At 72.5% G+C, this 26167-nt stretch carries 24 protein-coding genes; 13 read left to right on the top strand and 11 right to left on the bottom strand.

Features of this window, described 5'->3' with window-relative positions; genetic code table 11:
• Positions 1 to 164: 164 nt before the first annotated feature.
• From FHX78_RS33480 to FHX78_RS33465, 4 genes are all read right to left on the bottom strand, one after another.
• Complete coding sequence (locus FHX78_RS33480) at positions 165 to 2516, bottom strand: SpoIIE family protein phosphatase (RefSeq protein ID WP_145871089.1); 2352 nt, start codon at positions 2514 to 2516, stop codon at positions 165 to 167.
• A 59-nt stretch (positions 2517 to 2575) separates the two neighbouring features.
• Positions 2576 to 3043 carry a peroxiredoxin gene (locus FHX78_RS33475; RefSeq protein ID WP_145871088.1) on the bottom strand — a complete coding sequence of 156 codons (468 nt, stop codon included), beginning with the start codon at positions 3041 to 3043 and terminating at the stop codon, positions 2576 to 2578.
• Positions 3040 to 3420: a DoxX family protein gene (locus FHX78_RS33470; RefSeq protein ID WP_145871087.1), complete on the bottom strand. Its 381-nt coding sequence runs from the start codon at positions 3418 to 3420 to the stop codon at positions 3040 to 3042. Before FHX78_RS33470 ends, FHX78_RS33475 begins: the two co-directional genes overlap by 4 nt.
• 110 nt (positions 3421 to 3530) lie before the next feature.
• Positions 3531 to 4037, bottom strand: a complete 507-nt coding sequence (locus tag FHX78_RS33465; protein WP_145871086.1) for a MarR family winged helix-turn-helix transcriptional regulator — start codon at positions 4035 to 4037, stop codon at positions 3531 to 3533.
• 115 nt (positions 4038 to 4152) lie between these two features.
• Between FHX78_RS33465 and FHX78_RS33460 the strand changes: the two genes are divergently transcribed.
• The 3 genes from FHX78_RS33460 (at position 4153) to hemC (ending at position 7069) form a co-directional block, all read left to right on the top strand.
• Positions 4153 to 5133, top strand: a complete 981-nt coding sequence (locus tag FHX78_RS33460; protein ID WP_145871085.1) for an ATP-dependent DNA ligase — start codon at positions 4153 to 4155, stop codon at positions 5131 to 5133.
• A 144-nt stretch (positions 5134 to 5277) separates the two neighbouring features.
• On the top strand, positions 5278 to 6054 hold the full coding sequence (locus FHX78_RS33455) for an NPP1 family protein (protein WP_145871084.1): 777 nt from the start codon (positions 5278 to 5280) through the stop codon (positions 6052 to 6054).
• 79 nt (positions 6055 to 6133) lie between these two features.
• Positions 6134 to 7069, top strand: coding sequence for a hydroxymethylbilane synthase (gene hemC / locus FHX78_RS33450; RefSeq protein WP_145871083.1), 936 nt, complete (start codon positions 6134 to 6136; stop codon positions 7067 to 7069).
• 7 nt (positions 7070 to 7076) lie between these two features.
• Here the strand turns inward: hemC and FHX78_RS33445 are convergent, their stop codons facing one another.
• Positions 7077 to 7598 (bottom strand): hypothetical protein, encoded by a 522-nt coding sequence (locus FHX78_RS33445; protein ID WP_145871082.1) that lies wholly within the window; start codon positions 7596 to 7598, stop codon positions 7077 to 7079.
• A 495-nt stretch (positions 7599 to 8093) separates the two neighbouring features.
• On the opposite strand from FHX78_RS33445, the gene FHX78_RS33440 reads away from it, so the two are divergent.
• Positions 8094 to 8885, top strand: a complete 792-nt coding sequence (locus FHX78_RS33440) for an RNA polymerase sigma factor SigF (protein ID WP_145871081.1) — start codon at positions 8094 to 8096, stop codon at positions 8883 to 8885.
• A gap of 25 nt (positions 8886 to 8910) precedes the next feature.
• Here FHX78_RS33440 and FHX78_RS33435 read toward each other — a convergent pair whose 3' ends face one another.
• Positions 8911 to 9231, bottom strand: a complete 321-nt coding sequence (locus tag FHX78_RS33435; protein WP_189908749.1) for an ANTAR domain-containing protein — start codon at positions 9229 to 9231, stop codon at positions 8911 to 8913.
• 248 nt (positions 9232 to 9479) lie between these two features.
• Here FHX78_RS33435 and FHX78_RS33430 point away from each other — a divergent pair, with 248 nt between their 5' ends.
• On the top strand, positions 9480 to 10283 hold the full coding sequence (locus FHX78_RS33430) for a VOC family protein (RefSeq protein ID WP_145871080.1): 804 nt from the start codon (positions 9480 to 9482) through the stop codon (positions 10281 to 10283).
• 26 nt (positions 10284 to 10309) lie between these two features.
• Here the strand turns inward: FHX78_RS33430 and glgX are convergent, their stop codons facing one another.
• Entirely contained in the window at positions 10310 to 12460 is a 2151-nt protein-coding gene (glgX, locus tag FHX78_RS33425; RefSeq protein ID WP_145871079.1) for a glycogen debranching protein GlgX, read from the bottom strand.
• Positions 12457 to 12969: a pep a2 gene (locus FHX78_RS33420; protein WP_145871078.1), complete on the bottom strand. Its 513-nt coding sequence runs from the start codon at positions 12967 to 12969 to the stop codon at positions 12457 to 12459. Before FHX78_RS33420 ends, glgX begins: the two co-directional genes overlap by 4 nt.
• A 361-nt stretch (positions 12970 to 13330) precedes the next feature.
• On the opposite strand from FHX78_RS33420, the gene FHX78_RS33415 reads away from it, so the two are divergent.
• The 6 genes from FHX78_RS33415 to FHX78_RS33390 all read left to right on the top strand — a co-directional run bounded on the left by FHX78_RS33415 (position 13331) and on the right by FHX78_RS33390 (position 22240).
• The gene (locus FHX78_RS33415; RefSeq protein ID WP_145871077.1) at positions 13331 to 13630 is read left to right on the top strand and encodes a DUF5133 domain-containing protein; all 300 of its coding nucleotides are present in this window, start codon (positions 13331 to 13333) and stop codon (positions 13628 to 13630) included.
• Positions 13631 to 13707: 77 nt separating this feature from the next.
• Positions 13708 to 15705: an alpha-1,4-glucan--maltose-1-phosphate maltosyltransferase gene (locus tag FHX78_RS33410; RefSeq protein WP_145871076.1), complete on the top strand. Its 1998-nt coding sequence runs from the start codon at positions 13708 to 13710 to the stop codon at positions 15703 to 15705.
• On the top strand, positions 15702 to 17420 hold the full coding sequence (gene treS / locus FHX78_RS33405; protein ID WP_145871075.1) for a maltose alpha-D-glucosyltransferase: 1719 nt from the start codon (positions 15702 to 15704) through the stop codon (positions 17418 to 17420). Before FHX78_RS33410 ends, treS begins: the two co-directional genes overlap by 4 nt.
• Positions 17421 to 17448: 28 nt before the next feature.
• Positions 17449 to 18807, top strand: a complete 1359-nt coding sequence (locus FHX78_RS33400; RefSeq protein WP_145871074.1) for a maltokinase N-terminal cap-like domain-containing protein — start codon at positions 17449 to 17451, stop codon at positions 18805 to 18807.
• A 4-nt stretch (positions 18808 to 18811) separates the two neighbouring features.
• Positions 18812 to 21043 carry a 1,4-alpha-glucan branching enzyme gene (glgB, locus tag FHX78_RS33395; RefSeq protein ID WP_145871073.1) on the top strand — a complete coding sequence of 744 codons (2232 nt, stop codon included), beginning with the start codon at positions 18812 to 18814 and terminating at the stop codon, positions 21041 to 21043.
• A gap of 108 nt (positions 21044 to 21151) precedes the next feature.
• A complete protein-coding gene (locus FHX78_RS33390) occupies positions 21152 to 22240 on the top strand; it encodes a glutamate--cysteine ligase 2 (RefSeq protein ID WP_145871072.1) in 1089 nt (362 codons plus the stop codon).
• A 14-nt stretch (positions 22241 to 22254) separates the two neighbouring features.
• Here the strand turns inward: FHX78_RS33390 and FHX78_RS33385 are convergent, their stop codons facing one another.
• On the bottom strand, positions 22255 to 22488 hold the full coding sequence (locus FHX78_RS33385) for a DUF6480 family protein (RefSeq protein WP_145871071.1): 234 nt from the start codon (positions 22486 to 22488) through the stop codon (positions 22255 to 22257).
• 151 nt (positions 22489 to 22639) lie between these two features.
• Here FHX78_RS33385 and FHX78_RS33380 point away from each other — a divergent pair, with 151 nt between their 5' ends.
• Positions 22640 to 24544 (top strand): AMP-dependent synthetase/ligase, encoded by a 1905-nt coding sequence (locus tag FHX78_RS33380; RefSeq protein WP_145871070.1) that lies wholly within the window; start codon positions 22640 to 22642, stop codon positions 24542 to 24544.
• Between the two features lie 151 nt (positions 24545 to 24695).
• Positions 24696 to 25130: an ATP-binding protein gene (locus FHX78_RS33375; RefSeq protein ID WP_145871069.1), complete on the top strand. Its 435-nt coding sequence runs from the start codon at positions 24696 to 24698 to the stop codon at positions 25128 to 25130.
• Between the two features lie 4 nt (positions 25131 to 25134).
• Here the strand turns inward: FHX78_RS33375 and FHX78_RS33370 are convergent, their stop codons facing one another.
• Complete coding sequence (locus FHX78_RS33370) at positions 25135 to 25581, bottom strand: ATP-binding protein (RefSeq protein ID WP_145871068.1); 447 nt, start codon at positions 25579 to 25581, stop codon at positions 25135 to 25137.
• The gene (locus FHX78_RS33365; protein WP_145871067.1) at positions 25578 to 25952 is read right to left on the bottom strand and encodes a PRC-barrel domain-containing protein; all 375 of its coding nucleotides are present in this window, start codon (positions 25950 to 25952) and stop codon (positions 25578 to 25580) included. Before FHX78_RS33365 ends, FHX78_RS33370 begins: the two co-directional genes overlap by 4 nt.
• Positions 25953 to 26167: the final 215 nt, after the last annotated feature.

Here is a 26167-nt window from a genome sequence, read left to right as displayed (position 1 = left end):
CCCGAGCGACCACGCGAGACCAGCGCCCGGCATCACCACGGAAGGCCGGCCGCCCGAGCGACCACGCGAGACCAGCGCCCGGTATCACCACGGAAGGCCGACCGCCCGAGCGACCACGCGAGACCAGGTGCACCGGCCGCCGCCCGGCCCGCCCCGCCCAAGGATCACGCGGGAGACGCGGGGGCCGGCAGTGGTTGTTCCGCCCAGATGGTCTTGCCGCCGCCCGTCTGCCGGCTGCCCCAGCGCTGGGTGAGCTGGGCCACCAGCAGCAGTCCGCGCCCGCCCTCGTCGAAGGCGTGGGCGCGGCGCAGATGCGGTGAGGTGGAGCTGGCGTCGGCGACCTCGCAGATGAGCGTGCGGTCGCGGATCAGCCGCAGTTTGACGGGGGGCACCCCGTACCGGATGGCGTTGGTGACCAGTTCGCTGACGACGAGTTCGGTGATGAAGGCGATCTCGTCCAGTCCCCACGCGGTGAGCATGGCGGTGGCCCACTGCCGGGCGGCGCCCACCTCCTCGGGGTCCGAGGGCACGTCCCGGGTGGCGACGTGGTCGGCGCCGAGGGCCCGGGTGCGGGCCAGCAGCAGGGCCACGTCGTCACCGGGCTCCTCCGGCAGCACGTGCTTGAGCACCCCGTCGCACAGGGCGTCCAGCGAGTCCGCGGGCACCGACAGGGCGCGGCGCAGCTCGTCCGTGGCGCGGTCGATGTCGCGGTCGCGGTCCTCGACCAGTCCGTCGGTGTAGAGGGCGACGACGGAGCCCTCGGGCAGCTGGAGCTCCGTCGCCTCGAACGGCAGCCCTCCCACGCCCAGCGGCGGGCCCGCGTTCACGGGGATGAGCCGGCAGGTGCCGTCGGGCAGGACGAGGGCGGGCGCGGGGTGGCCGGCCGCGGCCACGCTCAGATGGCGCGAGACCGGGTCGTAGACGGCGTACAGGCAGGTGGCGCCGAGTTCGCCGATGTCGTCGCGGTCGCCGGCGGCGAGATGGGTGACCAGGTCGTCGAGGTGGGTGAGGAGTTCGTCGGGCGGGAGGTCCACGTCGGCGAGGGTGCGCACGGCCATGCACAGCCGGCCCATGGTCGCCGCCGAGGGGATGCCGTGGCCGACGACGTCACCGACGACCAGGGCGACCCGGCTGCCGGCCAGCGGGATGACGTCGAACCAGTCGCCGCCGATGCCGGCCGCCGAACCGGAGGGCAGATAGCGGTGGGCGACCTCGACGGCGGCCTGACCGGGCAGTCCCCTGGGCAGCAGGCTGTGCTGGAGGGTGAGCGCGGTGGTGCGTTCGCGGGCGAAGCGGCGGGCGTTGTCGACGCAGACGGCGGCGCGGCTGGCGAGTTCCTCCGCGAGTACGGCGTCCTCGGCGACGTACCCGTCGGGGTGGACGGTGCGCACGGCGACCGCGACACCGAGCGTGGTGCCGCGGGCGCGCAGCGGTACGGCCAGCAGGGAATGGACGGCGGCGATGGGTGGGCGGGCGGCCGGGGCGGGCGCGACGCGCTCCGCGATCCACCGGTCGAAGTCGGGCTCGCCCGCGCGGGCGAGTACCGCTCTGCACTCCCGCAGCGCCCGCGCGGGCGGGGAGTACGCCGGGTAGACGTCCGTCCGGCCGAGGTGGACGGCCGCCCCGTGGCTCTCGTGGGAGCCGGAGCCGTGCGCGACGCGGCGCAGCACGATCCCGCTCTCCGGGAGGGCGGCGGGGGGCTCGTCGGCTCCGAGCACCCAGTCGAGCAGGTCGACGGCGACGAAGTCGGCGAACGCGGGTGCCAGGACCTCCACGAGTTCCTCGGCGGTGCGGACGACGTCCAGGGTGGTGCCGATGCCGGTGGCGGCCTCGTTGAGCAGGGCCAGGCGCCGCCGGGCCCGGTGCTGCTCGGTGTTGTCGAACGCCGCGATGGCGGTGCCGATCACCTCTCCGGACGCCTCGCGGACCGGCCACATCTCGATGTTCCAGGCGCGCGAGCGGACCTCGGAGGGAGCCCGGGTGACGGTCTCGTAGTGCAGGGGCTCGCCCGTCTCGACGACGCGGCGCAGGTGCCGGTGGATGTCGAGGGTGTCCGCGCCCTCGTCGACGGTGTCCAGGTACGGCTGCCCGAGGAGTTCCTGCACATGGCCGCCCATGATCCGGAAGGCGACGTCGTTGAGCCCCAGGAAGCGCTGCTCGGAGTCGAAGATCGACATCGCCACGGAGGCCTGCTGGAACGCGCGCGCGGTCAGCGGGGCCTCCGCCGTGTCGGGCGGCTCGGCGGTGATCACGTGTCCGGCCGGGGTGCCGTCGGCGCCCAGCAGGGGCCGTACGGTGAGCCGGGCCGGCACGGGGTGGCCGTCGCGGTGGCGCAGCACGGCCCGGCCCGACGGCATGGGTGTGCCGGACGGCGGGGTGTCCGGGGCGAGGAGCTCCCGTACGGCCCGTCCCACGGCCTCCTCGGCCGGGTGTCCGGTCAGCCGCCGGGCGCCCTCGCTCCACCCCGTCACAAGGCCGCGGGCATCGACGACGACCGCGGCGGAGGCGTCCTCCATTCGTCCAGGATCATCCCGTTGCCGACCGGTATCAACCGCGACTGGGCGTCCGGGTGGTGTCAGGGCCGGTGGTCGCGGAGCGCGGCGAGGGCCCGGTCGGCGTGGACGTTCATGCGCACCTCGCTGCGGACGACCTCCAGGACGGTCCGGTCCCGGTCTATGACGAAGGTGGCGCGCCGGGTCGGCGCGAGGGCGATGCCCCGCTTCACACCGAACCGCTCACGGACCGTGCCGTCCGCGTCGGACAGCAGGGGCATGCCGAGGCCGTGCCGTCCCGCGAACTCCGCCTGCCGTTCGACGGCGTCCGAGCTGATGCCCACCGGCCGGGCGCCGGCCGCGGCGAACTCGGCGGCGAGGTCGCGGAAGTGGCAGGCCTGCGCGGTGCAGCCGGGGCTGAGGGCGGCGGGGTAGAAGAACAGCACCACCGGCCCTTCGGTGAGCAGGTCCGAGAGCCGGCGGACGGTGCCGGTCTCGTCCGGCAGCGCGAAGTCCTCGACCGTGTCGCCCTTCTCCGGGCGCCCGCTCACGACCGGCCCTCCGCGCCCTTGGCGACGCCGCGCGCCCACAGCACCAGCGGCAGTTGCAGGGGCAGCCGGCCGAGCGCCGCCGCCTTCTGCGGGGCGGGGCGGTGGCGCCAGTCGACGGCCATCTTGATGTTGGCGGGGAACACGCCGACGAAGAAGGCGGCCGTGGCCAGCGCGGCGACCCTGCGGGTGCGGGGCAGTGCCACACCGGCGGCCAGCGCGAGCTCGACGGCGCCGCTCGCGTAGGTCCAGGTCCGGGGCGAGCCGGGCAGGGAGCGCGGCACGGTGTGGTCGAACTGGCGCGGGGCGGCGAAATGGGCGGTGCCGGCGGCGGCCAGCAGGCCGGCGAGCAGCAGGGGCGAGCGTTCGGACCGGGACACGGTTCCTCCTCTGATGACCTGCCGCGCGATATTACCGGACAGTAAGTAGCGCGTGGCGCGCCGGGTCCGGACGCCGTCACCGGGCGCCGCCGGCCGGCGGAGGCGCCGGGTCAGGCGGTCGCGGCCGGTTCCGTCTCCTCGTCGGCGGCGTGGGCGAGGAAGTCGTCGACCATGCGGTGGAAGAGGGTCGCGAGCTGCCGCAGGTCCTCCGGCGACCAGTGGGCCAGGGCCACCCGCATCCCCCGCACCCCGGTCTCGCGGATCCGGGCGATCGCCTCCCGGCCGGCGTCGGTGAGCTCGATGCGCTGGGCGCGGCGGTCGTCGGGGTCCGGGACCCGGACGGCGTGGCCGGACCGCTCCAGCTGCTGCACCGTGCGCGTGACGTGCGAGGCCTCCACGCCCAGCCGGGCGGCCAGCTCCCCCGGCCGCATCGGCTCGGCGTCCGCCATCTGGCGCAGCAGCGCCACGGCGGCCCGGTCCAGCGGCACGCCCGCCAGGGCCATCAGCCGTTCGTGCTGCCGGGCGCGCGTGCTCAGGTAGGTGATGCGGCTGAGCGCGCGCTCGATCTCGGCCACTTCCGGCGAGGCGGGGACGTCGGGGAGCGGGGGTGTGGGCATGCGCCGACTTTACCATCTCATTGCGTAACTCAATCAACCGCCGACGCCCCCACCGTTCGGGCGAAACCACGGCCGCCGGGGCGTGGCGGTCCCCGCGGGCGTCCACACCTCACCCGTGACCCTGCCCCTGATCGCGCCCATGCTCGCCACCCCCGGCGCCCTGCCGTCCCCGGTGGCGGACGCCCGCTTCGCCTACGAGACCAAGCAGGACGGCCAGCGGGCGGTGGTCTACCTCCCCGGGGACGGCACCGTCGCGCTGCGCGCCCGCTCCGGGCAGGACATCACGGCCGCCTACCCCGAGCTCCGGCCACTGGCCACCGCCCTCGGGACCACGCCCGCGGTCCTGGACGGCGAGGTGCTCGCGCTGGACGAACACGGCCGCGCGAGCTTCCAGTTGCTGCAGTCCCGGATGGGCCTGGCGCACGCCCCCGGGCGGGCCGCCCGGCGGGCCGCGGCGGTCCCCGTCCACCTGGTGCTGTTCGACGTCATGCACCTGGCCGGACGGCCGCTGCTCCGGCTGCCCTACACCGCCCGCCGCGAGGCGCTGCTGGACCTCGCCCTCGACGGGCCGGCCTGGTCCACTCCGGCCGCGATCGTCGGCCACGGCGCCCAGGCGCTGCGGGCGACCCTCGAACACGGCCTCGAAGGGCTGGTCTGCAAGCGGCTGGACTCGGTGTACGAACCGGGCGTGCGCTCCCGCGCCTGGATCAAGATCCGCAACATGCGCAGCGAGGACGTCCTGGTCGGCGGCTGGTTGCCCGGCAGGGGACGGCTGACCGGTCTGCCGGGCGCGGTGCTGGTCGGACAGCGGGCGGCGGGGCGGCTGCGGTACGTCGGCGGAGTGGGCACCGGCTGGAGCGAGGCCGAACGCGTTGAACTGGCGGCGCTGTTGCGGGCGGCGGCGACCGACGTCTGCCCCTTCGACCCCGTCCCGGCGGCGCCGGGCGCGCGCTGGGTGGTGCCCCGGCTGGTCGGCGAGGTGCGCTACAGCACCCGCACCCGGGACGGGATGCTGCGCCAGCCGTCCTGGCTGCGGCTCCGGCCGGACCTCGCACCCGAGGAGGCGGCGGCAGACATTCCGGATGACCTGGTGTGATCCGGTAGCCGGTGCCGCCAGTGTTGGGCCGCGCTTCACCGGCGGTACGCCTGCGCCCTCTTGGCATGTATGCGTCCAGCGGAGATCCTGAACGCTCTTGCCCCCCACAGTGGTTGGGCTGCGCCCGCACAAGAGGAGGACGCAGTGTCGTCGAGCACGTCCCGAACGCACCGCAGGAGATGGCTGACCGGCCTGGCCGGCGCGGTCGCCCTCATCATCGCCTTCCCCGCCACCGCCTTCGCCGCACCGCCCCCCGCCCTGCCGGCCAACGCGGACGGACTGGACCGCACCTTCCAGCCCGCCTTCGACTACGACACCGACGGCTGCTACCCCACTCCGGCCATCGGCCCGGACGGCTCCGTCAACACCGGCCTCAACCCGACCGGCGCGCTCAACGGCAACTGCCGTGACGCCCCGGACCTGGACAGCACCAACAGCTATTCCCGCTCCAAGTGCAACAACGGCTGGTGCGCCGTCGTCTACGGCCTCTACTTCGAGAAGGACCAGGCCCTGCCGGGCAGCAGCCTCGGGGGCCACCGCCACGACTGGGAGCACGTCGTGGTGTGGGTGCAGAACGACACCGTGCAGTACGTCTCGACGTCCAACCACGGCTCGTTCTCGATCCACGCCCGCTCCGCGGTCCGCTTCGACGGCACGCACCCGAAGATCGTCTACCACAAGGACGGCATCAGCACCCACTGCTTCCGCCTCGCGGGCTCGGGCGACGAACCGCCGGAGAACCACAAGGGCAGCTGGCAGTACCCGGCGCTGGTCGGCTGGAACGGCTACCCGGCGGGGCTGCGCGACAAGCTCACCTCGTACGACTTCGGCAGCGCCACCTTCGGCCTGAAGGACTCGAGCTTCGCCTCCCACCTCGCGGCGGCCAAGCCCTCGGGCATCCCGTTCGACCCGAACGCCTGAGCGGGGCGGGCCTGTTGGGGCCGGGGCGCCGTACGGCGTCCCGGCCCGGCCGTGGGCCCGCAGGGTCTATCGTGTCGGCATGCCCTCCCCCGAACTGATCCGTATCGTCTCCCGCGACTCGCCCATGGCACTCGCCCAGGTGGAGCGCGTCCGGGCGGAGCTGGCCGCCGCCCGGCCCGGCGTGCGCACCGAGGTCGTACCGGTGAAGACGACCGGGGACAAGTGGCTGGGTGATCTGTCGCAGGTGGAGGGCAAGGGCGCGTTCACCAAGGAGGTGGACGCGGCACTGCTCGCCGGCGAGGCGGATCTCGCCGTGCACTGCGTCAAGGACGTGCCCGCCGACCGGCCGCTCCCGGCGGGCACGGTGTTCGCCGCGTTCCTGAAGCGGGACGACGTCCGCGACGCCCTGGTGCACCCGGACGGCCTCACCCTGGACGAGCTTCCGCCCGGGACCCGGATCGGCACCTCCTCGGTGCGCCGGGTCGCGCAACTGGCCGCCACCCATCCGCACCTGCGGTGCGTGCCGTTCCGCGGCAACGCCAACCGGCGGCTGGAGAAGCTGGCGGCCGGGGAGGCGGACGCCCTGCTGCTGGCGGTCTCCGGACTGGAACGCATCGGCCGCGCCGACGTGATCAGTGAGGTCCTCTCCCCCGAGGCGATGATGCCGCCCATCGGCGCGGGCATCCTCGCCCTGCAGTGCCGCGAGGGCGACACCGCGCTCATCGAGGCCGTCGGCCCCCTCGGCGACCCGGACACCCACCGCGAGGCCGACGCCGAACGGATGTTCCTGCATGTGCTGCAGGGGCACTGCAACAGCCCGATCGCGGGGACCGCGAAGGTGCACCGCACCGGTGACCTGTCCCTGCGGGCCTGTGTCTTCACCCCGGACGGCAAGACCCGGCTGAACGCGCACGAGTGGGCGGGGCGGCTCGATCCGGCGACGCTCGGCACCTCGGTCGCCGTGGCCCTGCTGCGTCAGGGCGCCCGCGAGATCATCGACGGCATCCCGCACTGACACCGGGTCAGGCGGTGCCCTCCTCCGCCTGCTCCTGGAGGAAGACGCTCACCTGCTGCGCGAGGCTCTCCCGGCCGGCGCCCGTCGGCGCCCCGGCGGACGCCTCGTGCACACCGATGCCGCCCGCCCACAGCCGCCGGCCGGCCCACTCCTCGTCGGCGCGCAGCTGCACCTGCACGTCGACATGACTCAGCGACGCCTCGGGAGCGGCCGCGTAGAGCACGGCGGTGGCGCGGCGCAGCGGGTAGACGTCGAATCCCTCGATGAACTGCGAGTTGCGCCAGTCGATGAAGGCGCTTTCGCCCTCGGGACCGGTCCGCACATCGATCTGGCCGTCCTCGAGATGAATGCAGAAAGGCCGCTCACCGCGATTCTCGACGGTCACGCGGACACTGAAGTACGCCAGTCCCTCGGCTGCGTCGTCCCGTCCGCGCGGCGGCTCGCCCGCTTCCAGACGGTGGACGCGGACCCGCAGACCGGCATGCTCGTCGTACTCCTGCCAGTCCCCGACCACGTTCGGCTCGTACACAGTGCACCTCTCGACTTCTGTCCGCTGCTTCCTATCTGTGGGCTCAGCGCACTGTCAAATGAGCAGAATGCGCTGTGGTCAGGCGGTTCGCCCCATCTGATCGGTGATCAAGCGCTGCGCTGGAGGAACTCCCCGGCCGGCGGTCCGGGGCACGGCGGCGGCGTGCCGCACATCACGTCCGGCCGGGTGACCGCCGCCGGACCGGGGGACGGACCGCGCCCGCGGGGCGCGGACGGCGCCGGGCGGGCCCGCCGGGTGCCGCGCGTTTCACTCCCTGAATTCCCTCGATTTCGCACCGTGCATTATCCGCGAAGGGTTCCCACGGAATGCCCGGAACCGTTTTGAGAGGGCGGCGCACGGGGAATGGAATGCACAGTGCTTCGGACCGGAGGCACCTCCGTGGGAACCGCTCACCGGCCCCGCGCCGCCGGGGTCCGAGCCACCGCTCCCCACGGGTTCTGTCCATCCGGCACCCCGCTCAGGGAGGTGCGCGTGATGCGTACCGTCAGCCCCAGGAAGCCGCACCCCCACGACGACTCCCCGGACACCGCCGGGGACTTCGCGCGTCTGGCCGACCTGCCCGAAGGACCCGAGCGCAGCGTGCTGCGCGACGAACTGGTCACGGCCTGGCTGCCCATGGCGGAACGGATCGCCGTCCGGTTCCGCGGACGCGGTGAGGCCCTGGAGGACCTGTACCAGGTGGCGGCCCTCGGTCTGGTGAAGGCCGTCGACCACTACGACCCGGCACGCGGGAACGCCTTCGAGGCGTACGCCGTGCCGACCATCACCGGCGAGATCAAGCGCCACTTCCGCGACCACATGTGGACCCTGCACGTGCCGCGCCGGGTCCAGGACCTGCGCAACCGCGTGCGGCACGCGGCCAAGGAGCTGGCGCAGACGACCCCCGGCCGGCCGCCCACGGTCGCGGAGATCGCCGCGCACGCCCAGCTGACCGAGGCCGAGGTGCGCACCGGCATGGAGGCGCTGGAGTGCTTCTCCGCGCTGTCGCTGGAGGCGGAGATGCCGGGCACCGACGGATACGCCCTCGGGGACGCGATCGGCGGCCCGGACCCGGCCTACGACACCGTCGTCGACCGGGTGGCGGTGCGCCCCTGTCTGGAGGCGCTGCCGGAGCGCGAACGGCTCATCCTCTACCTGCGGTTCTTCGGCGGGATGACGCAGAGCTCCATCGCCGAGCAGCTCGGCATCTCGCAGATGCACGTCTCCCGGCTGCTCAGCAGCTGCTTCGCCCATCTGCGCGAGGAGCTGCTGGCCGAGACCGGCTGAGCGGGCCCGCGCCGCGCGGGCGCGCTCAGCGCTCCGGCGGCGCGCCCGGGACCTGGGTGGGGCCGAGCCGGTCCAGGACCTCCTCCAGCACCGTCCGCACCTCCGCGGGCAGCAGGCCGGTGCGCCCCCAGACGAGGATCAGGTCGGCCACGTGGCGGAGCTTGATGTTGGTCCGCTGGGAGACCTCCTTCAGCACCGTCCAGCCCTGGTCGGGCGAGACCCTGCCGAGGGCGACGATCATGCCGATCGCCTGGTCCACCACCGCGTGCGAAGCGACCGCTTCCTTCAGCTGCTGCACCTCTTCCTCCAGCTGGAGGATCCGGTCCGCGCCCCCGTCCGTGGTCATGGTCACCTCCGGGTCCGGTGTGCCGCTCTCATCGTGCCTTCGCATAGTGCTTGAGTGCCTTCACCCAGTGTCCGATCCCTCCATCGTCACCACTCGGACCGTCCCGTGCCACCGGGGTGGGCCGGGTGGCCGGGGTCACCGTTTCGGTGCCACCGCCGGGGTACTCGGCAGGCGCCCGGACCGGTATCCGGCGGACACTGGTGACATCCGGGTGGCTGCCAGGCCGACGAGATCAGGACGCGACTGCCATGAACCACGACACGCCCTCCCCCGCCGCCACGACCGACGTCTTCTCGACGCACTCCGTGTTCGGGGCACCCTGCTGGGTCAGCCTGACCAGCCGCGACGTGAAGACGACCGAGGAGTTCTACGGGGCCGTCCTGGGCTGGCAGTGGCGTCCGGTCCGGCTCGGCGACCGGTTCCGCATCGCGCTGGCCGACGGAGCGCCGGTGGCCGGGATCGCCGGGGTCGCCACCATGTGGCAGATGGCGGTGGCGTGGACGCCGTACTTCGCGGTGCGCAGCGCGGACGAGGCCGCGGCGCGGGTGCAGGAGCGCGGCGGCACCTCGGCGGTCGGCCCGATCTCCCTGCCGCCCGGGCGGGCGGCGCTGCTGGCCGACCGGGACGGGGCGACGTTCGGGATCTGGGAGGGCGAGCTGTTCACCGACTGGCCCACCTGGCGCCGCGCGCAGCCGGCGTTCATCCGGCTGCACACCCGGGACGCCTTCGACGCCGCGATCTTCTACGGCGAGGTCTTCGACTGGGCGTCCGACCAGCCCGGCTGCTGCGAGGTGCAGTACGAGGGCGAGGAAGTGGTGCTGCGCAGCGGCGGGCAGGTGGTGGCGCGGATCGAGTCGGGGGCGGCGGAGTCGGCTCCCGACCCGGCGATCCGCCCGCACTGGCAGGTTCACTTCACCGTGAAGGACGTGGCGGCCTGCGCACGCGCCGCCGAGCGGCACGGCGGCAGCGTCCTGTCCGAGAGCGATGACGAGGCCGTGCTGCGCGACAACGAGGGCGCCCAGTTCACGGTGACCTCCCGCCCCGAGCGGTGACACCGCCCGGGGCCGGGGCGGCCCGCTCACGGTGAGGTGCGGGTGCGGGACGGACGGGACAGCAGCACCAGACTGCGGGCGTCGACGGTGAGGACGGTGCCCCACTTGTACTCCGCCTCGTCGGGGGCGCCGTCCGGGTCCGCGGTGTCGACCAGTACCGTCCAGCGTTCGCCGTAGGCGGCGTCCGGCAGGCGGAAGTCCACCGGCTCCCAGTGGCTGTTGAGCAGCAGCAGGAAGGAGTCGTCGACCAGGGGCCGGCCGCGCGCGTCGGGTTCGGCGATGGCGTCGCCGTTGAGGAACACGCCGACCGAGTGGGCGTCGGAGCGCTGCCAGGCGTCGTCGGTCATCTCCCGCGCGTCGGGCAGCAGCCACACCAGATCGGGCAGCGGCTGGTCCGCGTGGCGCGCGGTCTCGCCGCGGAAGAAGCGGCGGCGGCGCAGCACGGGGTGGGTGACCCGCAGGCGGATGAGCGTCCGCGTGAACTCCAGCAGGCCGCGCTGCTCGTCGGTGAGCCGCCAGTCGATCCAGCTGATCTCGTTGTCCTGGCAGTAGGCGTTGTTGTTGCCGCGCTGGGTGCGGCCCAGTTCGTCGCCGTGGGAGAGCATCGGGATGCCCTGGGAGAGCAGCAGCGTGGCGAGGAGGTTGCGCTGCTGGCGGGCGCGCAGTCGGAGCACGGCGGGGTCGCGGGTGGGGCCCTCGGCTCCGCAGTTCCAGGACCGGTTGGTGCTCTCGCCGTCCTGGTTGTCCTCGCCGTTGGCCTCGTTGTGCTTGTCGTTGTACGAGACGAGGTCGCGCAGGGTGAAGCCGTCGTGGGCGGTGACGAAGTTGACGCTGGCGCGCGGCCGGCGCCTGCTGTGCGCGTAGAGGTCGGAGGAGCCGGTCAGCCGGGAGGCGAACTCGCCGAGGGTGTGGTCCTCGGCGCGCCAGAAGTCCCGTACGGCGTCACGGTACTTGCCGTTCCACTCCGACCACAGGGGCGGGAAGTTGCCCACCTGGTAGCCGCCCTCGCCGACGTCCCAGGGTTCGGCGATCAGTTTGACGCGGCTGATCACCGGGTCCTGCTGGATGAGGTCGAAGAACGCCGACAGCCGGTCCACCTCGTGGAACTGGCGGGCGAGGGTGGCCGCGAGGTCGAAGCGGAAGCCGTCGACGTGCATCTCGGTGACCCAGTACCGCAGCGAGTCCATGATCAGCTGGAGTACGTAGGGGTGGCGCATCAGCAGGCTGTTGCCGGTGCCGGTGGTGTCGTAGTAGTGCGACCAGTCGCCGTCGACCAGGCGGTAGTACGAGGAGTTGTCGATGCCCCGGAAGGAGAGGGTGGGGCCCTTCTCGTTGCCCTCGGCGGTGTGGTTGTAGACGACGTCGAGGATCACCTCGAGCCCGGCGGCGTGCAGGGTCTTCACCATCTCCTTGAACTCGGTGACCTGCTGTCCGCGGGTGCCGCGGGCGGCGTAGGCGTGGTGCGGGGCGAAGAAGCCGATGGTGTTGTAGCCCCAGTAGTTGGTGAGGCCGCGGCCCTGCAGCACGCCGTCGTGGACGAACTGGTGCACCGGCATCAGCTCGACGGCGGTGACGCCGAGCGAGGTCAGGTGCTCCACCACGGCCGGGTGCGCCAGTCCCGCGTAGGTGCCGCGCAGTTCGTCGGGGACGTCGGGGTGGGTGCGGGTGAGGCCCTTGACGTGGGCCTCGTAGATCACGGTGTCGGCGTAGGGGCGGGAGGGTCGGGTGTCGTCGCCCCAGTCGAAGGCCGGGTCGGTCACCACGCCGAGCACGGTGTGCCCGGCGCTGTCGGCCGGATCGGGTCCGTGCGGGTTGCGCTCGTACAGCGAGGGGTGGTTGTCGATCTCCCCGTCCACCGCTGTGGCGTAGGGGTCGAGGAGCAGTTTCGCCGGGTTGCAGCGGTGGCCGGCGGCCGGGGCCCACGGTCCGTGCACCCGGTAGCCGTAGCGCTGTCCGGGGCCCACGCCGGGGAGGTAGCCGTGCCAGACGAAGCCGTCGACCTCGGTGAGCCGTACGGTGCCGTGCCGGCCGTCGTCGTCCACCAGGACCAGGTCGACGCGTTCGGCGACCTCGCTGAAGAGCGCGAAGTTGGTGCCCTCGCCGTCGAAGGCCGCACCCAGCGGGTAGGGGCGCCCGCTCCACGCGGGCGCCCCTTTCCGGTTCTGTCGCCGGGTCACCGGGCCTCCTCCAGGAGGCCGCCCGGTGTTCGGACCCGGCCGGTCAGCTGTGCGACGCTGACCTCGCGGGGCAGGTCCAGGCCCTCGCTCTCGCGCGGGTCGGGGCCGGTCGGCACCAGCGGGACGCGCTCGCCGGCGCGGGCGCGCTGCGAGAACCAGATGACCTTGCTGCCGGTCTCGGTGGCGCAGCAGCCCCAGCCGTCGCTGCTCGCCGCGATGTGCTCCAGACAGCCGCGCAGCTCCTGGTCGGGGCGCAGGGCGCGGTCGTGGTCCCCGATGGCTGTGATGAGGTGCTGGCCGTTCCACCACATCTCGATCGACGTGTTCTTGTCGGTGGCGTGCTCGTCGATGGCCCTCAGCAGCATCTCGGCGCCGCCGCAGACGGGTTCCATCAGGTTCTCCAGGTCCCAGAACCGCAGGTGGGCGGCCAGTATGCGGCTGACCTGTCCCACCTTCTCCGGGCTGACTTCCACGTCGAGGTGGTAGTAGCAGGGCACTGCGGTCTTCATGGTCGTCGGCTCCTCACCGCGAAGCTCTCGTTCCTCCTCGCCCCCGCGGGGCGGGCCCCCGGCCACGGAACGTGAGCGGGCATCGCTTCTGAGTCACCTTCAGGGTGAGGGGGTTGGTCCATTCGTGCAACACGAGCGGCCCGTGGGGTCCCCGTGACGGCACCCGGGCGGCGTACGGCCGTGACCGGCCGCGGACCCCACCCCTGGTGATTGAAATTCCAACAAGACGGTGGGTCATCGCGCGTGCACCATGTGTGAAGACCTCGATCGCCGTTACGGGTCCGTGCATCCGTGCGCACGGCCGCCGCCCGACCGTCGGGACAACGCGCCCCCATCGAGCCCCGGAAAGGTGAACGGCGCCATGCTGCTACCCGCCAAAGCCGAAGTCGCCCGGCAGTTGCGCCGCTACCGGGCCTGGGAACGCGTGATGCTGGCGGCCCCCACCGACCACACGGTCCGGGCCACCTTCGAGGACTCCGGCTACACGCTCTGCGTGCTGATGGGCAAGCGCTGCGCGCGGGAGGCGGCGGACGCCGCCGAGCGGTACCTGCGCAGCACCCTCGGCACCTATCTGCAGGAGCAGAACGACAGGCCCCGTCCGGCCGCGGCGGTCAGGCGGGGTCCGCCCGCCGTCGAGCGGCGCTCCCCGGCGGGAAGGTGAGGACCTTCCCGCCTCCATGCGGTCCCACGTCCGGCGCAACGGCCCGGGCGCCGAGCACGGCGGAGGTGCACAGCCCCATGAAGACGACCCGGACCATCGGCCGTGTCCCGGTACGGGACGTCCGGCCGTCCGTCGACTGCGGCAGGCGGCCGGCGAAGGCCGTCGTGGGCGAGGCGTTCGAGGTCACCGCGACCCTCTTCCGTGAGGGGCACGACGCGGTGGCCGCCAATGTCGTCCTGAAGGATCCCGAGGGGCGTCCGGGGCCGTTCACGCCGATGCGGGAGCTGGCGCCGGGTTCCGACCGGTGGGGCGCGGAGGTCGCCGCCCACGCGCCGGGCCGGTGGACGTACCGCGTCGAGGCGTGGGGCGACCCGGTCGCCACCTGGCGCCGGACCGCCACGATCAAGGTGCCGGCGGGCATCGACACCGGGCTGGTGCTGGAGGAGGGCGCCGACCTCTTCGACCGCGCGGCCGCCGGGGTGCCGAAGGACGACGGGCAGGACGTGCTGCGCGCGGTGGCGGAGACCCTGCGCGACGACGGTCTGCCGTGTGCCACCCGGCTGGCGGCGGCGCTGACGCCGGACGTGGACGCGGTGCTGGCCCGCCACCCGCTGCGGGAGCTGGTCACCAGCAGCGACCCGCTGCCCCTGCTGGTGGAACGCGAACGGGCCCTGTACGGCTCCTGGTACGAGTTCTTCCCCCGCTCCGAGGGCACCCCCGAGCAGCCCCACGGCACCTTCGACACCGCCGCCCGCCGCCTTCCCGCGATCGCCGCGATGGGCTTCGACGTCGTCTACCTCCCGCCCATCCACCCCATCGGCACCACCTACCGCAAAGGCCCCAACAACACCCTCGACGCCGGCCCCGACGACGTCGGCGTGCCCTGGGCCATCGGCTCCCCCGAGGGCGGCCACGACGCCGTCCACCCCGCCCTGGGCACCATCGAGGACTTCACCCGCTTCGTGACCCGCGCCGGCGCCCTCGGCCTGGAGGTCGCCCTCGACTTCGCCCTCCAGTGCTCCCCCGACCACCCCTGGGTCCACAAACACCCCGAGTGGTTCCACCACCGCCCCGACGGCTCCATCGCCCACGCCGAGAACCCCCCGAAGAAGTACCAGGACATCTACCCCATCGCCTTCGACGCCGACATGGACGGCCTCATCACCGAGACCGTCCGCGTCCTGAGGTTCTGGATGGGCCACGGCGTACGGATCTTCCGCGTCGACAACCCCCACACCAAACCGGTCGTCTTCTGGGAACGGGTGATCGGCGAGATCAACCGCGCCGACCCCGACGTGATCTTCCTCGCGGAGGCCTTCACCCGCCCCGCGATGATGCACACCCTCGCCCAGATCGGCTTCCAGCAGTCCTACACCTACTTCACCTGGCGCACCACCAAGCAGGAACTGACCGAGTACCTCACCGAACTCTCGGGGGAGGCCGCCTCCTACATGCGGCCCAACTTCTTCGCCAACACCCCCGACATCCTGCACGCCTACCTCCAGCACGGCGGCCGGCCCGCCTTCGAGGTCCGCGCCGTCCTCGCCGCCACCCTCTCCCCCTCCTGGGGCATCTACAGCGGCTACGAACTCTGCGAGAACACCCCCCTGCGCGAAGGCGGCGAGGAGTACCTCGACAGCGAGAAGTACCAGCTCACCCCCCGCGACTGGGACACCGCCGAACGCGAGGGCCGCACCATCGCCCCCCTCATCACCCGGCTCAACACCATCCGCCGGGAACACCCCGCGCTCCACCACCTCAGGAACCTCCGCTTCCACCACACCGACAACGACTCCGTCATCGCGTACAGCAAGCGCAGCGGCTCCGACGTGGTGCTCGTGGTCGCCAACCTCGACCCCCACCACACGCAGGAGGCCACGGTCTCCCTCGACATGCCGCAGCTCGGCCTGGACCGGCACGAGCCGGTACCAGTGCGCGACGAGCTCACCGGCGAGACCTACCGATGGGGCGGCGCCAACTACGTGCGGCTGGAGCCGGGGCGGGCTCCCGCGCATGTCCTGCACGTCCAGCGACCGCCCGCCGCACCGCGAAACGGAGGGTCAGGAACGCGATGACCGTCAACGAGCCAGTGCCGGACACCTTCGAGGACACCCCCGCCAAGGACCGGGACCCGGAGTGGTTCAAACGCGCCGTCTTCTACGAGGTGCTCGTCCGCTCCTTCCAGGACAGCAACGGCGACGGCGTCGGCGACCTCAAGGGCCTGACCGCCAAACTGGACTACCTGCAGTGGCTCGGCGTCGACTGCCTCTGGCTGCCGCCCTTCTTCAAGTCCCCCCTGCGCGACGGCGGTTACGACGTCTCCGACTACACCGCCGTCCTCCCCGACTTCGGCGACCTCGCCGACTTCGTCGAGTTCGCGGACGCGGCGCACCAGCGCGGCATGCGCGTGATCATCGACTTCGTCATGAACCACACCAGCGACGAACACCCGTGGTTCCAGGAGTCCAGGAAGGACCCCACCGGACCCTACGGCGACTTCTACGTGTGGGCCGACGACGACAAGGGCTACCCCGACGCCCGGATCATCTTCGTCGACACCGAGGCGTCGAACTGGACGTACGACCCGGTGCGCGGGCAGTACTACTTCCACCGCTTCTTCTCGCACCAGCCGGACCTCAACTACGAGAACCCGCGCGTGCAGGAGGAGATCCTGGCGGCCCTGAAGTTCTGGCTCGACCTGGGCATCGACGGGTTCCGGCTGGACGCCGTGCCGTACCTGTACGCGGCCGAGGGCACCAACTGCGAGAACCTGCCCGCCACGCACGCCTTCCTCAAGCGGGTCCGCAAGGAGATCGACACCCAGTACCCCGACACGGTCCTGCTCGCCGAGGCCAACCAGTGGCCCGAGGACGTCGTCGACTACTTCGGCGACTACCGCGCCGGCGGCGACGAATGCCACATGGCCTTCCACTTCCCCGTCATGCCCCGCATCTTCATGGCCGTCCGCCGCGAATCCCGCTACCCCGTCTCCGAGATCCTCGCCAAGACCCCCGCCATCCCCTCGGGCTGCCAATGGGGCATCTTCCTGCGCAACCACGACGAGCTCACCCTCGAAATGGTCACCGACGAAGAACGCGACTACATGTGGGCCGAATACGCCAAGGACCCCCGCATGCGCGCCAACATCGGCATCCGCCGCCGCCTCGCCCCGCTCCTGGACAACGACCGCAACCAGATCGAACTCTTCACCGCCCTGCTGCTCTCCCTGCCCGGCTCGCCGATCATCTACTACGGCGACGAGATCGGCATGGGCGACAACATCTGGCTCGGCGACCGCGACGCCGTCCGCACCCCCATGCAGTGGACCCCCGACCGCAACGCCGGATTCTCCTCCAGCGACCCCGGACGCCTCTTCCTGCCCACGATCATGGACCCCGTCTACGGCTACCAGGTCACCAACGTCGAAGCCTCCATGGCCTCCCCCTCCTCCCTGCTCCACTGGACCCGCCGCATGATCGAGATCCGCAAGCAGAACCCCGCCTTCGGACTCGGCACCTACACCGAACTGCCCTCCTCCAACCCCGCCGTCCTCGCCTTTCTCCGCGAATACGAGGACGACCTCGTGCTCTGCGTCAACAACTTCTCACGCTTCGCACAACCCACCGAGCTCGACCTGCGCGAGTTCGACGGACGCCATCCGGTCGAGCTGTTCGGCGGAGTGCGCTTCCCCGCCATCGGAGAACTGCCGTATCTGCTGACCCTCGGGGGCCACGGCTTCTACTGGTTCCGGCTCACCCGAGTCGCATCCCGCATCGGCCGACGACTGTGAGCGTGTGCCGGCGTAAGGAGGCGTCACCATGACGAAGACCGCATTCCTGCGCCCACGGAGCGCGCCCGCCGAGCCCATGGAATCGCTCGCCGGGCTGCTGCGCGAGTGGCTGCCGCTCCAGCGCTGGTTCGCCGGCAAGGACCGGCCCGTCACCGACCTCGGCGTGCTGTCGATGACGGAGCTGTTCCCGGGCTGTCTGCACCTGCTGGTCCACGCGGGTCACGGCGGCGTGCCCGTCCCCGGGGGCACGGCCCCGGCCGGTGACTGCTACCAGCTCCTCCTCGGCGTACGGGAACACCCCTCGCCGCGTCTGGGCAAGGCGCTGATCGGCAGGGTGCGGGACGGACAGCTGGCCGGTCTGGCGGTCTACGACGCCCTGCACGACCCGCGCGCCGCCCAACTGCTCCTGGAGCGGCTGCGCCGCCCCGGCACGGCGGGCCCCCTGCGGTTCGGGTGCGACGCGTCCCAGCCGGTGCCCGCCGGGCTCGTGCCGCGGCTGATGACCGCCGAGCAGTCCAACTCCTCGCTGGTGTACGGCGACGAGTACATCCTGAAGCTGTTCCGGCGCATCCAGCCCGGAGTCAACCCGGACCTGGAGGTGCCGGGCGCGCTGGCCCGCCAGGGCTGCCACCGCGTGCCCGCCCCCGTGGCCTGGTTCCGCACCACGCATCCGTTCAAGGCGACGCTCGGCGTGCTCCAGCCGTATCTGCGCGACGCCTCCGACGGCTGGACCCTCGCCCTCGACGCGCTGGCCTCCGGTGACGACTTCACCGCGCAGGCGCACGCCCTGGGCCGGGCCACGGCGGACGTCCACCTGGCGCTGTCCTCGGCCTTCCCCGTCGGCGAGCCCGGCGAGAACGGGCGGACGGCGGCGGCGATGACCGAGCGGCTGACCGCCGCCGCGCACGCCGTCCCCGCGCTCCAGCCGTTCGTGCCGGGGCTGCGGTCCGCCTTCGCGGCGCTGGCCACCTGCGACGCCGGGCCGCCCGCCCAGCGCATCCACGGCGACCTGCACCTCGGGCAGGTGCTGCGGGCGGGGCGCGAGTGGTTCGTCATCGACTTCGAGGGCGAGCCGTCCCGGCCGCTGTCCGAACGGCGCAGCGCCCACTCGCCCGTGCGGGACATCGCCGGGATGCTGCGCTCCTTCGACTACGCCGCCCGGCAGCGCCGCCCCTGGCGCCCGGAGTGGGCGCGGCGCTGCCGCGAGGCCTACTGCGCGGGCTACGCCGCCCGCGCCGGCTGGGACCCGCGCAAGAAGCACGGTCTGCTCCGCGCCTACGAGACCGACCGTGCCGTGTACGAGGTGCTGTACGAGGCCCGGCACCGACCCGACTGGCTGCCCGTACCCATGGCGGCGATCGAGCGCCTCGCCGTGAGAGGAGACTGAAGCCGTGGCCCTGCGTGACACCCCGCTTCCCGAATCGGCCGGGCCCGCCCCGTCCGCCCCCGACGGCCCGGTCCACGGGACCGCGCCGCCCCTCGACCCGGCCGACCGGGGGCGCCTGCTGGCGGGCGCCCACCACGATCCGCACGCGCTGCTCGGCGCCCATCCGGTGCCCGGCGGCATCGCGTTCCGGGCGCTGCGCCCCTTCGCGCGCGAGGTGGGCGTGGTCGTCGACGGCGAGCGCACCCCGCTCGTCTCGGAGGGCGACGGCCTCTTCTCCGCCGTGCTCCCGCTGGACGCGATCCCCGCGTACACCCTGGCGGTGGCCTACGGGGACGACGAGGCCGTGGAGACGCACGACCCGTACCGCTTCCTGCCCGCGCTCGGCGAGCTGGACCTGCACCTGATCGGCGAGGGCCGGCACGAGGAACTGTGGACGGCGCTCGGCGCCCACCCCATGACGCACCAGGGCGTCACCGGCACCCGCTTCACGGTGTGGGCGCCCAACGCGCAGGGGGTGCGGGTCGCCGCGGACTTCACCCACTGGGACGGCACGGCGTTCCCGATGCGCTCGCTCGGCTCGTCCGGGGTGTGGGAGCTGTTCCTGCCGGGCGTCGGCGAGGGCACCTGCTACAAGTTCGAGATCCACTCCCGCTACGGCCACCGGTTCCTCAAGGCCGACCCGATGGCCCGCCGCACGGAGGAACCGCCGAACACGGCGTCCGTCGTCACCTCCTCGCGGTACGCGTGGGGCGACGGGGAGTGGATGGCGCGGCGGGCCGCGACGCCCCTGCACGAGGCGCCGTTCTCGGTGTACGAGGTGCACCTGCCGTCCTGGCGACCGGGCCTGACGTACCGTCAGCTGGCCGAGCAGCTGCCCGCGTACGTCAAGGACCTCGGCTTCACCCACGTCGAGCTGATGCCGGTCGCCGAGCACCCCTTCGGCCCGTCCTGGGGCTACCAGGTCACCGGGTTCTACGCGCCCACGGCCCGCCTCGGCACCCCCGACGACTTCCGGTACCTGGTCGACGCCCTGCACCGGGCCGGGATCGGCGTGATCATGGACTGGGTGCCGGCGCACTTCCCCAAGGACGACTGGGCGCTGGCCCGGTTCGACGGTGACCCGCTGTACGAGCCCGGGGACTCCCGGCGCGCGGAGCACCCCGACTGGGGGACGTACACCTTCGACTTCGCGCGCACCGAGGTGCGCAACTTCCTGGTCGCGAACGCCGTGTACTGGTGCCAGGAGTTCCACATCGACGGCCTGCGGGTGGACGCGGTCGCCTCCATGCTCTACCTCGACTACTCGCGCGAGGACGGCCAGTGGGAGCCCAACGCGTACGGCGGCCGGGAGGACCTGGCGGCGATGGCGTTCCTCCAGGAGATGAACGCCACCGTGTACCGGCGCTGCCCCGGGGTGGTGACGATCGCCGAGGAGTCGACGGCGTGGGGCGGGGTGACCCGGCCCACCGACACCGGCGGCCTCGGGTTCGGCTTCAAGTGGAACATGGGCTGGATGCACGACTCGCTGGAGTACGTCTCCCACGAGCCGGTGCACCGCAAGTACCACCACCACGAGATGACCTTCGCGATGGTGTACGCCTACAGCGAGAACTACGTGCTGCCGATCTCGCACGACGAGGTGGTGCACGGCAAGCAGGCGCTGGTGTCGAAGATGCCCGGCGACTGGTGGCAGCGGCGCGCCAACGTCCGCGCCTACCTCGGCTTCATGTGGGCCCACCCGGGCAAGCAACTCCTCTTCATGGGACAGGAGTTCGCGCAGGGCGCCGAGTGGTCCGAGCAGCAGGGCCCGGAGTGGTGGCTGCTCGACGACGGGTACCACTCCGCGGGCGACCACCGCGGGGTGCGGGACCTGGTCCGCGATCTCAACACCCGCTACCGGGCGACACCGGCCCTGTGGCAGCGCGACACCGACCCGTCCGGTTTCCGGTGGGTGTCGGTCGACGCCGCCGACGACAACGTCTTCGCGTTCCTGCGGTACGACGTCCGGGGCCGCCCGCTGCTGTCGGTGTCGAACTTCTCCCCCGTGGTCCGGCACGACTACGAGCTCGACGCCGGGGACGACGTGACCGCCTGGCAGGAGGTCCTCAACACCGACGCCGCGCACTACGGCGGCGGGGACGTCACGCACCCGGATCCGGTCAAGCCCGAGGACGGCCGCGTCCGGCTCACGCTGCCGCCGCTCGCCACGGTGTGGCTCACGCCGGTCGATCTGTGAGGCCCGACGACGCCGTCAGGTGTCCGACGCCCCGGGCGGGGCATTCGGGGTCGTACGACCGAGGACCCCTCGGCGTCGTCGCGGCAAGTCACAGAAGGGCGGCAGTACGTGCGCACTGTCGGTGTGGAGGAAGAACTCCTCCTGGTCGATCCGGAGACGGGTGAACCCAGGGCGATGTCCGCGGCGGTGCTCGCGCGGGCCGCCCGGGACGACGCGGACCAGGACGTGTTCGAGAAGGAACTGCACGAGCAGATGCTGGAGTTCGCCACGCATCCGCAGTCGTCCATGGAGAGCCTGCACGCGGAGATCGTGCGCTGCCGCGAGGAGGCCGCCGGCCATGCCGGGAAGATCGGCTGCACGGTCGCCGCGCTCGCGACCTCCCCGCTGCCGGTCAGTCCCGCCATCGGTATCAACCGGCGCTACCAGTGGATGGAGGAGCAGTACGGCATAGCCACCCGGGAACAGCTGGTCCTGGGCTGCCACGTCCACGTCTCCGTGGAGTCCGACGAGGAGGGCGTCGGCGTCGTGGACCGGCTGCGGCCCTGGCTGTCGGTGCTGGCGGCGCTCAGCGCCAACTCGCCGTTCTGGCAGGGCAAGGAGACGGGGTACAGCAGCTACCGCAGCCGGGTCTGGCAGCGCTGGCCGTCGGCCGGTCCGACGGAGCTCTTCGGCTCGGCCGAGCAGTACCACCGGCGGGTCGCGGACATGGTGGCCACCGGCGTCATCCTGGACGAGGCGATGGTGTACTTCGACGCGCGCCTGTCCGAGCGGTACCCGACGGTGGAGATCCGGGTCTCCGACGTCTGTCTGCACGCGGAGACGGCGGGGCTGATCGCCACCCTCGCCCGCGCGCTGGTGGACACCGCGGCGCGCGAGTGGAAGGACGGCCGCAAGCCGCTGGACGCGGGCGTGAGCCTGCTGCGGCTGGCCGCCTGGCAGGCGGCCCGCTCCGGTCTGACGGGCGAACTGCTCCACCCCGAGACCATGCGCCGGATGCCCGCCGAGGCGGTCGTCCGCGCCCTGCTCGACCACGTCGGCGAGGCGCTGGAGGCCAACGGCGACCTGGAGCGGGCCCGCGAGGGCTGCGCGCGGCTGCTGCGCGAGGGCAACGGGGCCCAGGTGCAGCGGGACCTGCTGGAGCGCACGGGGAGCCTGCGCGATGTCGTCACGGAGTGCGTGCGGCACACCCAGGCGTAGTCCGCGGTTGTGGGTCAGAGGATCAGGATGAGGGCGTAGACCAGGAAGAACGCCGCGATCAGCACCGCGAGGGCGAGGATCACGGCCAGCGGGCCCCTGGCCCACCCCTTGGACGGGTTGTGGGTCTCCCGCGGGCCGGCCTCGGGCAGGCTGCTCTCCGCGGGCGGGGTCTCGCCCGGGGGGACGCCGCCGCCCGGTTCGAGGCCGGTGCTGCGTTCCGGTTCGGGATCTGGACTGATGTGGTTCATGCCGTCCGGGTCCCCGAAAGTGCCGAGATCATCAGTGCGGACACACTTTGACGATCCCGGCGCGGTGGCGCTCCTGCTCGGCTACATTCAGGCACCGCCGGTGACCCTGCTCGTCGGCCGAGTCACAGCCCGTACATGTCAGGAGCAGTGCATGCGCGACCACGCCCTCGCTCCCCCGTCCGCCCCGCACCTGACCGGCGGTCTCGCCGACAGCCTCTTCGAGACGGCGGCCCGGACCCCCGCCCTGCCGATGATCGCCCGCCGCACCGGCCCGGCCTCCTCCGTCTGGGAGGAGATCACCGCGGTGGAGTTCCGCGACGAGGTCGTCGACCTGGCCAAGGGGCTGATAGCGGCCGGGATTGCGCCGGGCCGGCGGGTGGCGATCATGGCGCGCACCCGTTACGAGTGGACCGTCCTGTGCCACGCGCTGTGGACGGTGGGCGCCGAGGTCGTCCCGGTCCATCCGACGTCCTCGCGCGACCAGGTGGAGTGGATCCTGCGGGACTCCGGCTGTGTGGCCGTGCTGGTGGAGGACGAGCAGGGCGTGATGACCGTCGGGTCCGTGTGCGCGGGGCTGCCGCTGCTGCGGCACGTCTGGCAGCTGGACGCGGGCGCGCTCGACCAGCTGGTGGCCCGCGGCCGGTACCTCCCGCCGGCGACGGTCGACTCGATGCGGCGGATCGTGCTGCCGGACTCCACGGCGGTCATCGCCTACACCTCCGGCACCTCGGGCCGTCCGATGGGCTGCGTCCTGAGCCACCGCGGCCTGGCCTTCATCTGCGACACCCTGCTGGCGGGCTGGGGGCACACGGCGGCGGCGCCGGGAGAGCAGGGGGCGGTCCTGGCGTTCCTCCCCTTCTCCCACGTGTACGGACTGATGATCCAGGGTCTGTGCGTACGGGGCGGGCTGCTGATGGGACACGAACCCGACATCAGCGGTGAGGCCCTGTCCGCGGCCCTGCGCACCTTCCGGCCCACCTATCTGTACGCCGTGCCCTCGCTGCTGGAGAAGATCTACAAGAACTTCCTGCGCGCGGCGCAGCAGGCGGGCCGCGGTGCCCTGTTCGAGCGGGCCGCCGGTACGGCCCGGGACTTCGCCGCGGCCGTGGAGCGGCAGCGGCTGAGCCGCGGTCCCGGCCCCGGCTTCGACCTGCGGCTGCAGCACGCCCTGTACGAGCGCACCGTCTACCGGAAGCTGCGGGCGGCGCTGGGCGGCCGGGTCCGCCGTGCCACGTCGGGCGGCTCGCCGCTCAACCGCGACCTGTGCCTCTTCTACGAGGGCATCGGCATCTACGTGCACGACGGCTACGGACTCACCGAGACCAGCGGCGGCGTGACGATGCAGCCGTATGGGCGGGAGAAGTCCGGCACCGTCGGACAGCCGCTGCCGGGGACCGGGATCCGGGTGGCCGACGACGGGGAGATCCTGGTGCGCGGCCCGTCGGTGTTCCACGGATACGTGGGTGACGAGGCCGCCACCCGGGCCGCGCTGAACGGCGGCTGGCTGGCGACGGGGGACCTCGGGCGGCTGGACTCCGAGGGCTACCTGACGATCACCGGCCGCAAGAAGGACGTCATCATCACCAGCAGCGGCAAGAGCGTCGCCCCGGCGGCCCTGGAGCAGCGGCTGCGGATGCATCCGCTGGTCCACCAGGCCGTGGTCGTGGGCGACAACCGGCCCTGTGTGGGTGCCCTGATCACCCTGGACCCGGAGTTCCTGGCGGACTGGCGGGCGGCGCTGACGCTGCCCGGTGACGCGCCGGCCCGGGAGGCGCGGGAGGAGAACGCGCTGCGGGAGGAGATCGCACGGGCGGTCGCCGCGGCCAACAGCAGTGTGTCGCGCTCGGAGTCGATCCGGGTGTTCCGGGTGCTGCCCCAGCCCTTCGACGTGACCAACGGTCTGCTGACGCCGTCGATGAAGCTGCGCCGGGACGCGATCGTGGAGCACTACGCGCTGGAGATCGACGCCATGTACCGGTCGCGGACGCGTCCGGGGCGCACGCGGCCGCTGGAGGAGTCGTCGGGCTGGGAGGACGTGGACAACGTGTTCCGCTGACCGCCCGGACGGCTTCCGGTCCGTGACGGGTTTGTCACCGACCGGGCACGGGCATGCGGGCGCGTAGGCTCCGGCCGCGCGGGAACCCACAGACCGAGAGGATGCGAAGAACGGCACTACTGCCCCGCGTCGGCGGGGCCCGGAAGGCGAGATGGCACCCGAGTCGCGTAGGGACAGGACACTGGCTGCCGAGGAGATCACGACCCGCGTCGCCAGCTTCCCCGGGGAGCTGCACGACGTGACGGACGCACGCCTGGTCGCGGAGGAGTTCCTCTTCGAACTGGCCCGGGTGTCGGCGCCGTCGGCGCCGGAGCACTGGGACGACATACTCCTGGTGGTCACCGAACTGGCCGCCAACGCGGTCCAGTACGCACCCGGCCCCTTCCAGCTGCGTCTGCGCAGAACCTTCGACGGGGTGCACGTGGTGATGCACGACACCAGCCCCACCGAGCCCGCGCCGCGGCCCTTCCATCCGCACCACGGCGCCGGCGGCATCGGCTGGCACCTGATCCACACGCTGTGCGATCAGGTCAGCGTCGTCGCCAACGCCGACGGCAAGGACATCCACGTCTTCCTGCCCTGGTGACCCGTCAGTCCGCGGCGGCACCGGGAGCGGGCGCGTCGCGCAGGGGGACCAGCACGCTGACCGTCTTGCCGCCCCCGGGGCGCCTGCGGACGTCGATCTCCCGCGCCAGCCTGATCACCAGGGGCCAGCCGTAGCCGCTGCCCCGGTGCGGGGCCGGAAGGGCGCCGGTTCCGCCGGCGGCCTCGGGGATGACGTCGCTGTGGTCGTGGACGGCGATCCGTACGCCCTCGTCCGTCGTCCGGGCGTCGAAGCCGGCCAGTCCGGCGCCGTGCCGGATGGCGTTGGTGACGAGTTCCGAGACGACGAGCGAGAGGTCGATCATGTCCTGGTGGTGCGGGGTGCGGCCCTCGGACGCCCAGTGCGCGCGCACGACCGCCTCGGCGTGCGCGCGGGCGCCGGCGGCGCTGTCCACCCCGGTGTCCGGCGCCCGCCGGGCCGGGACCGTGCTCACCCGGTGGTACTCTCGCGCGGCGGCAGCCGGTGGTAGTAGTCACCGACCGCGCTGAGATAGGCGGGGTCCATGGTCTCGCTGTCGGTCCGGAACCGGGGCGCCGCCTTCACCTCGGCCCTGTCGCAGGACACCGTCAGTTTCCGCTGCCCGGGGTCGATGTCCGCGACGACGCCGACCGGCACCAGCAGACTGCGGCCGAACACCCACACTCCGGTGTCCACGACGAGGTGCCGCATGCCGTGGTGGTCGGCCTGCCGGTCGACGTGGCCGATGGTGCCGTCCCGCGCGACGACGGTGAATCCCGTCAGGTCCTGGTCCTGTACGACGTGGCCCAGGGCCGGCGCGTACGACCAGATGCTTTCTATGGGCACTGCTCCTTGCCTCCTCCCGCCTCCACAGCAGCAGATACCCGTCGGGCGCTGGTGCATTCGAAAGGAATGGACCACATCGCGCCGGACGGTGTCCGCCCGCCGTGGGCCGGGCGGCGCCACGCTTTTGTTGCGCACCGGTGACCTGGGTTAGCCTTCGACGTATTTTCTCATCGCGCAGATCCGTGAACTGCGGAAATGCACACTGACTCTGCCGG

Source organism: Streptomyces capillispiralis (assembly GCF_007829875.1).
Taxonomy (GTDB): domain Bacteria; phylum Actinomycetota; class Actinomycetes; order Streptomycetales; family Streptomycetaceae; genus Streptomyces; species Streptomyces capillispiralis.
The sequence above is the reverse complement of the archived record's forward strand: the minus strand, read 5'-3'. Positions and strand labels throughout refer to the sequence as shown.

What these genes read in the sequence shown, in the direction of transcription:
- FHX78_RS33480 (WP_145871089.1), bottom strand. Translation starts at nt 2,516, where the DNA reads ATGGAGGACGCCTCCGCCGCGGTCGTCGTCGATGCCCGCGGCCTTGTG.
- FHX78_RS33465 (WP_145871086.1), bottom strand. Translation starts at nt 4,037, where the DNA reads ATGCCCACACCCCCGCTCCCCGACGTCCCCGCCTCGCCGGAAGTGGCC.
- hemC (WP_145871083.1), top strand. Translation starts at nt 6,134, where the DNA reads ATGCCCTCCCCCGAACTGATCCGTATCGTCTCCCGCGACTCGCCCATG.
- FHX78_RS33440 (WP_145871081.1), top strand. Translation starts at nt 8,094, where the DNA reads ATGCGTACCGTCAGCCCCAGGAAGCCGCACCCCCACGACGACTCCCCG.
- FHX78_RS33435 (WP_189908749.1), bottom strand. Translation starts at nt 9,231, where the DNA reads ATGACCACGGACGGGGGCGCGGACCGGATCCTCCAGCTGGAGGAAGAG.
- FHX78_RS33430 (WP_145871080.1), top strand. Translation starts at nt 9,480, where the DNA reads ATGAACCACGACACGCCCTCCCCCGCCGCCACGACCGACGTCTTCTCG.
- FHX78_RS33420 (WP_145871078.1), bottom strand. Translation starts at nt 12,969, where the DNA reads ATGAAGACCGCAGTGCCCTGCTACTACCACCTCGACGTGGAAGTCAGC.
- FHX78_RS33415 (WP_145871077.1), top strand. Translation starts at nt 13,331, where the DNA reads ATGCTGCTACCCGCCAAAGCCGAAGTCGCCCGGCAGTTGCGCCGCTAC.
- FHX78_RS33410 (WP_145871076.1), top strand. Translation starts at nt 13,708, where the DNA reads ATGAAGACGACCCGGACCATCGGCCGTGTCCCGGTACGGGACGTCCGG.
- treS (WP_145871075.1), top strand. Translation starts at nt 15,702, where the DNA reads ATGACCGTCAACGAGCCAGTGCCGGACACCTTCGAGGACACCCCCGCC.
- FHX78_RS33400 (WP_145871074.1), top strand. Translation starts at nt 17,449, where the DNA reads ATGACGAAGACCGCATTCCTGCGCCCACGGAGCGCGCCCGCCGAGCCC.
- FHX78_RS33385 (WP_145871071.1), bottom strand. Translation starts at nt 22,488, where the DNA reads ATGAACCACATCAGTCCAGATCCCGAACCGGAACGCAGCACCGGCCTC.
- FHX78_RS33380 (WP_145871070.1), top strand. Translation starts at nt 22,640, where the DNA reads ATGCGCGACCACGCCCTCGCTCCCCCGTCCGCCCCGCACCTGACCGGC.
- FHX78_RS33375 (WP_145871069.1), top strand. Translation starts at nt 24,696, where the DNA reads ATGGCACCCGAGTCGCGTAGGGACAGGACACTGGCTGCCGAGGAGATC.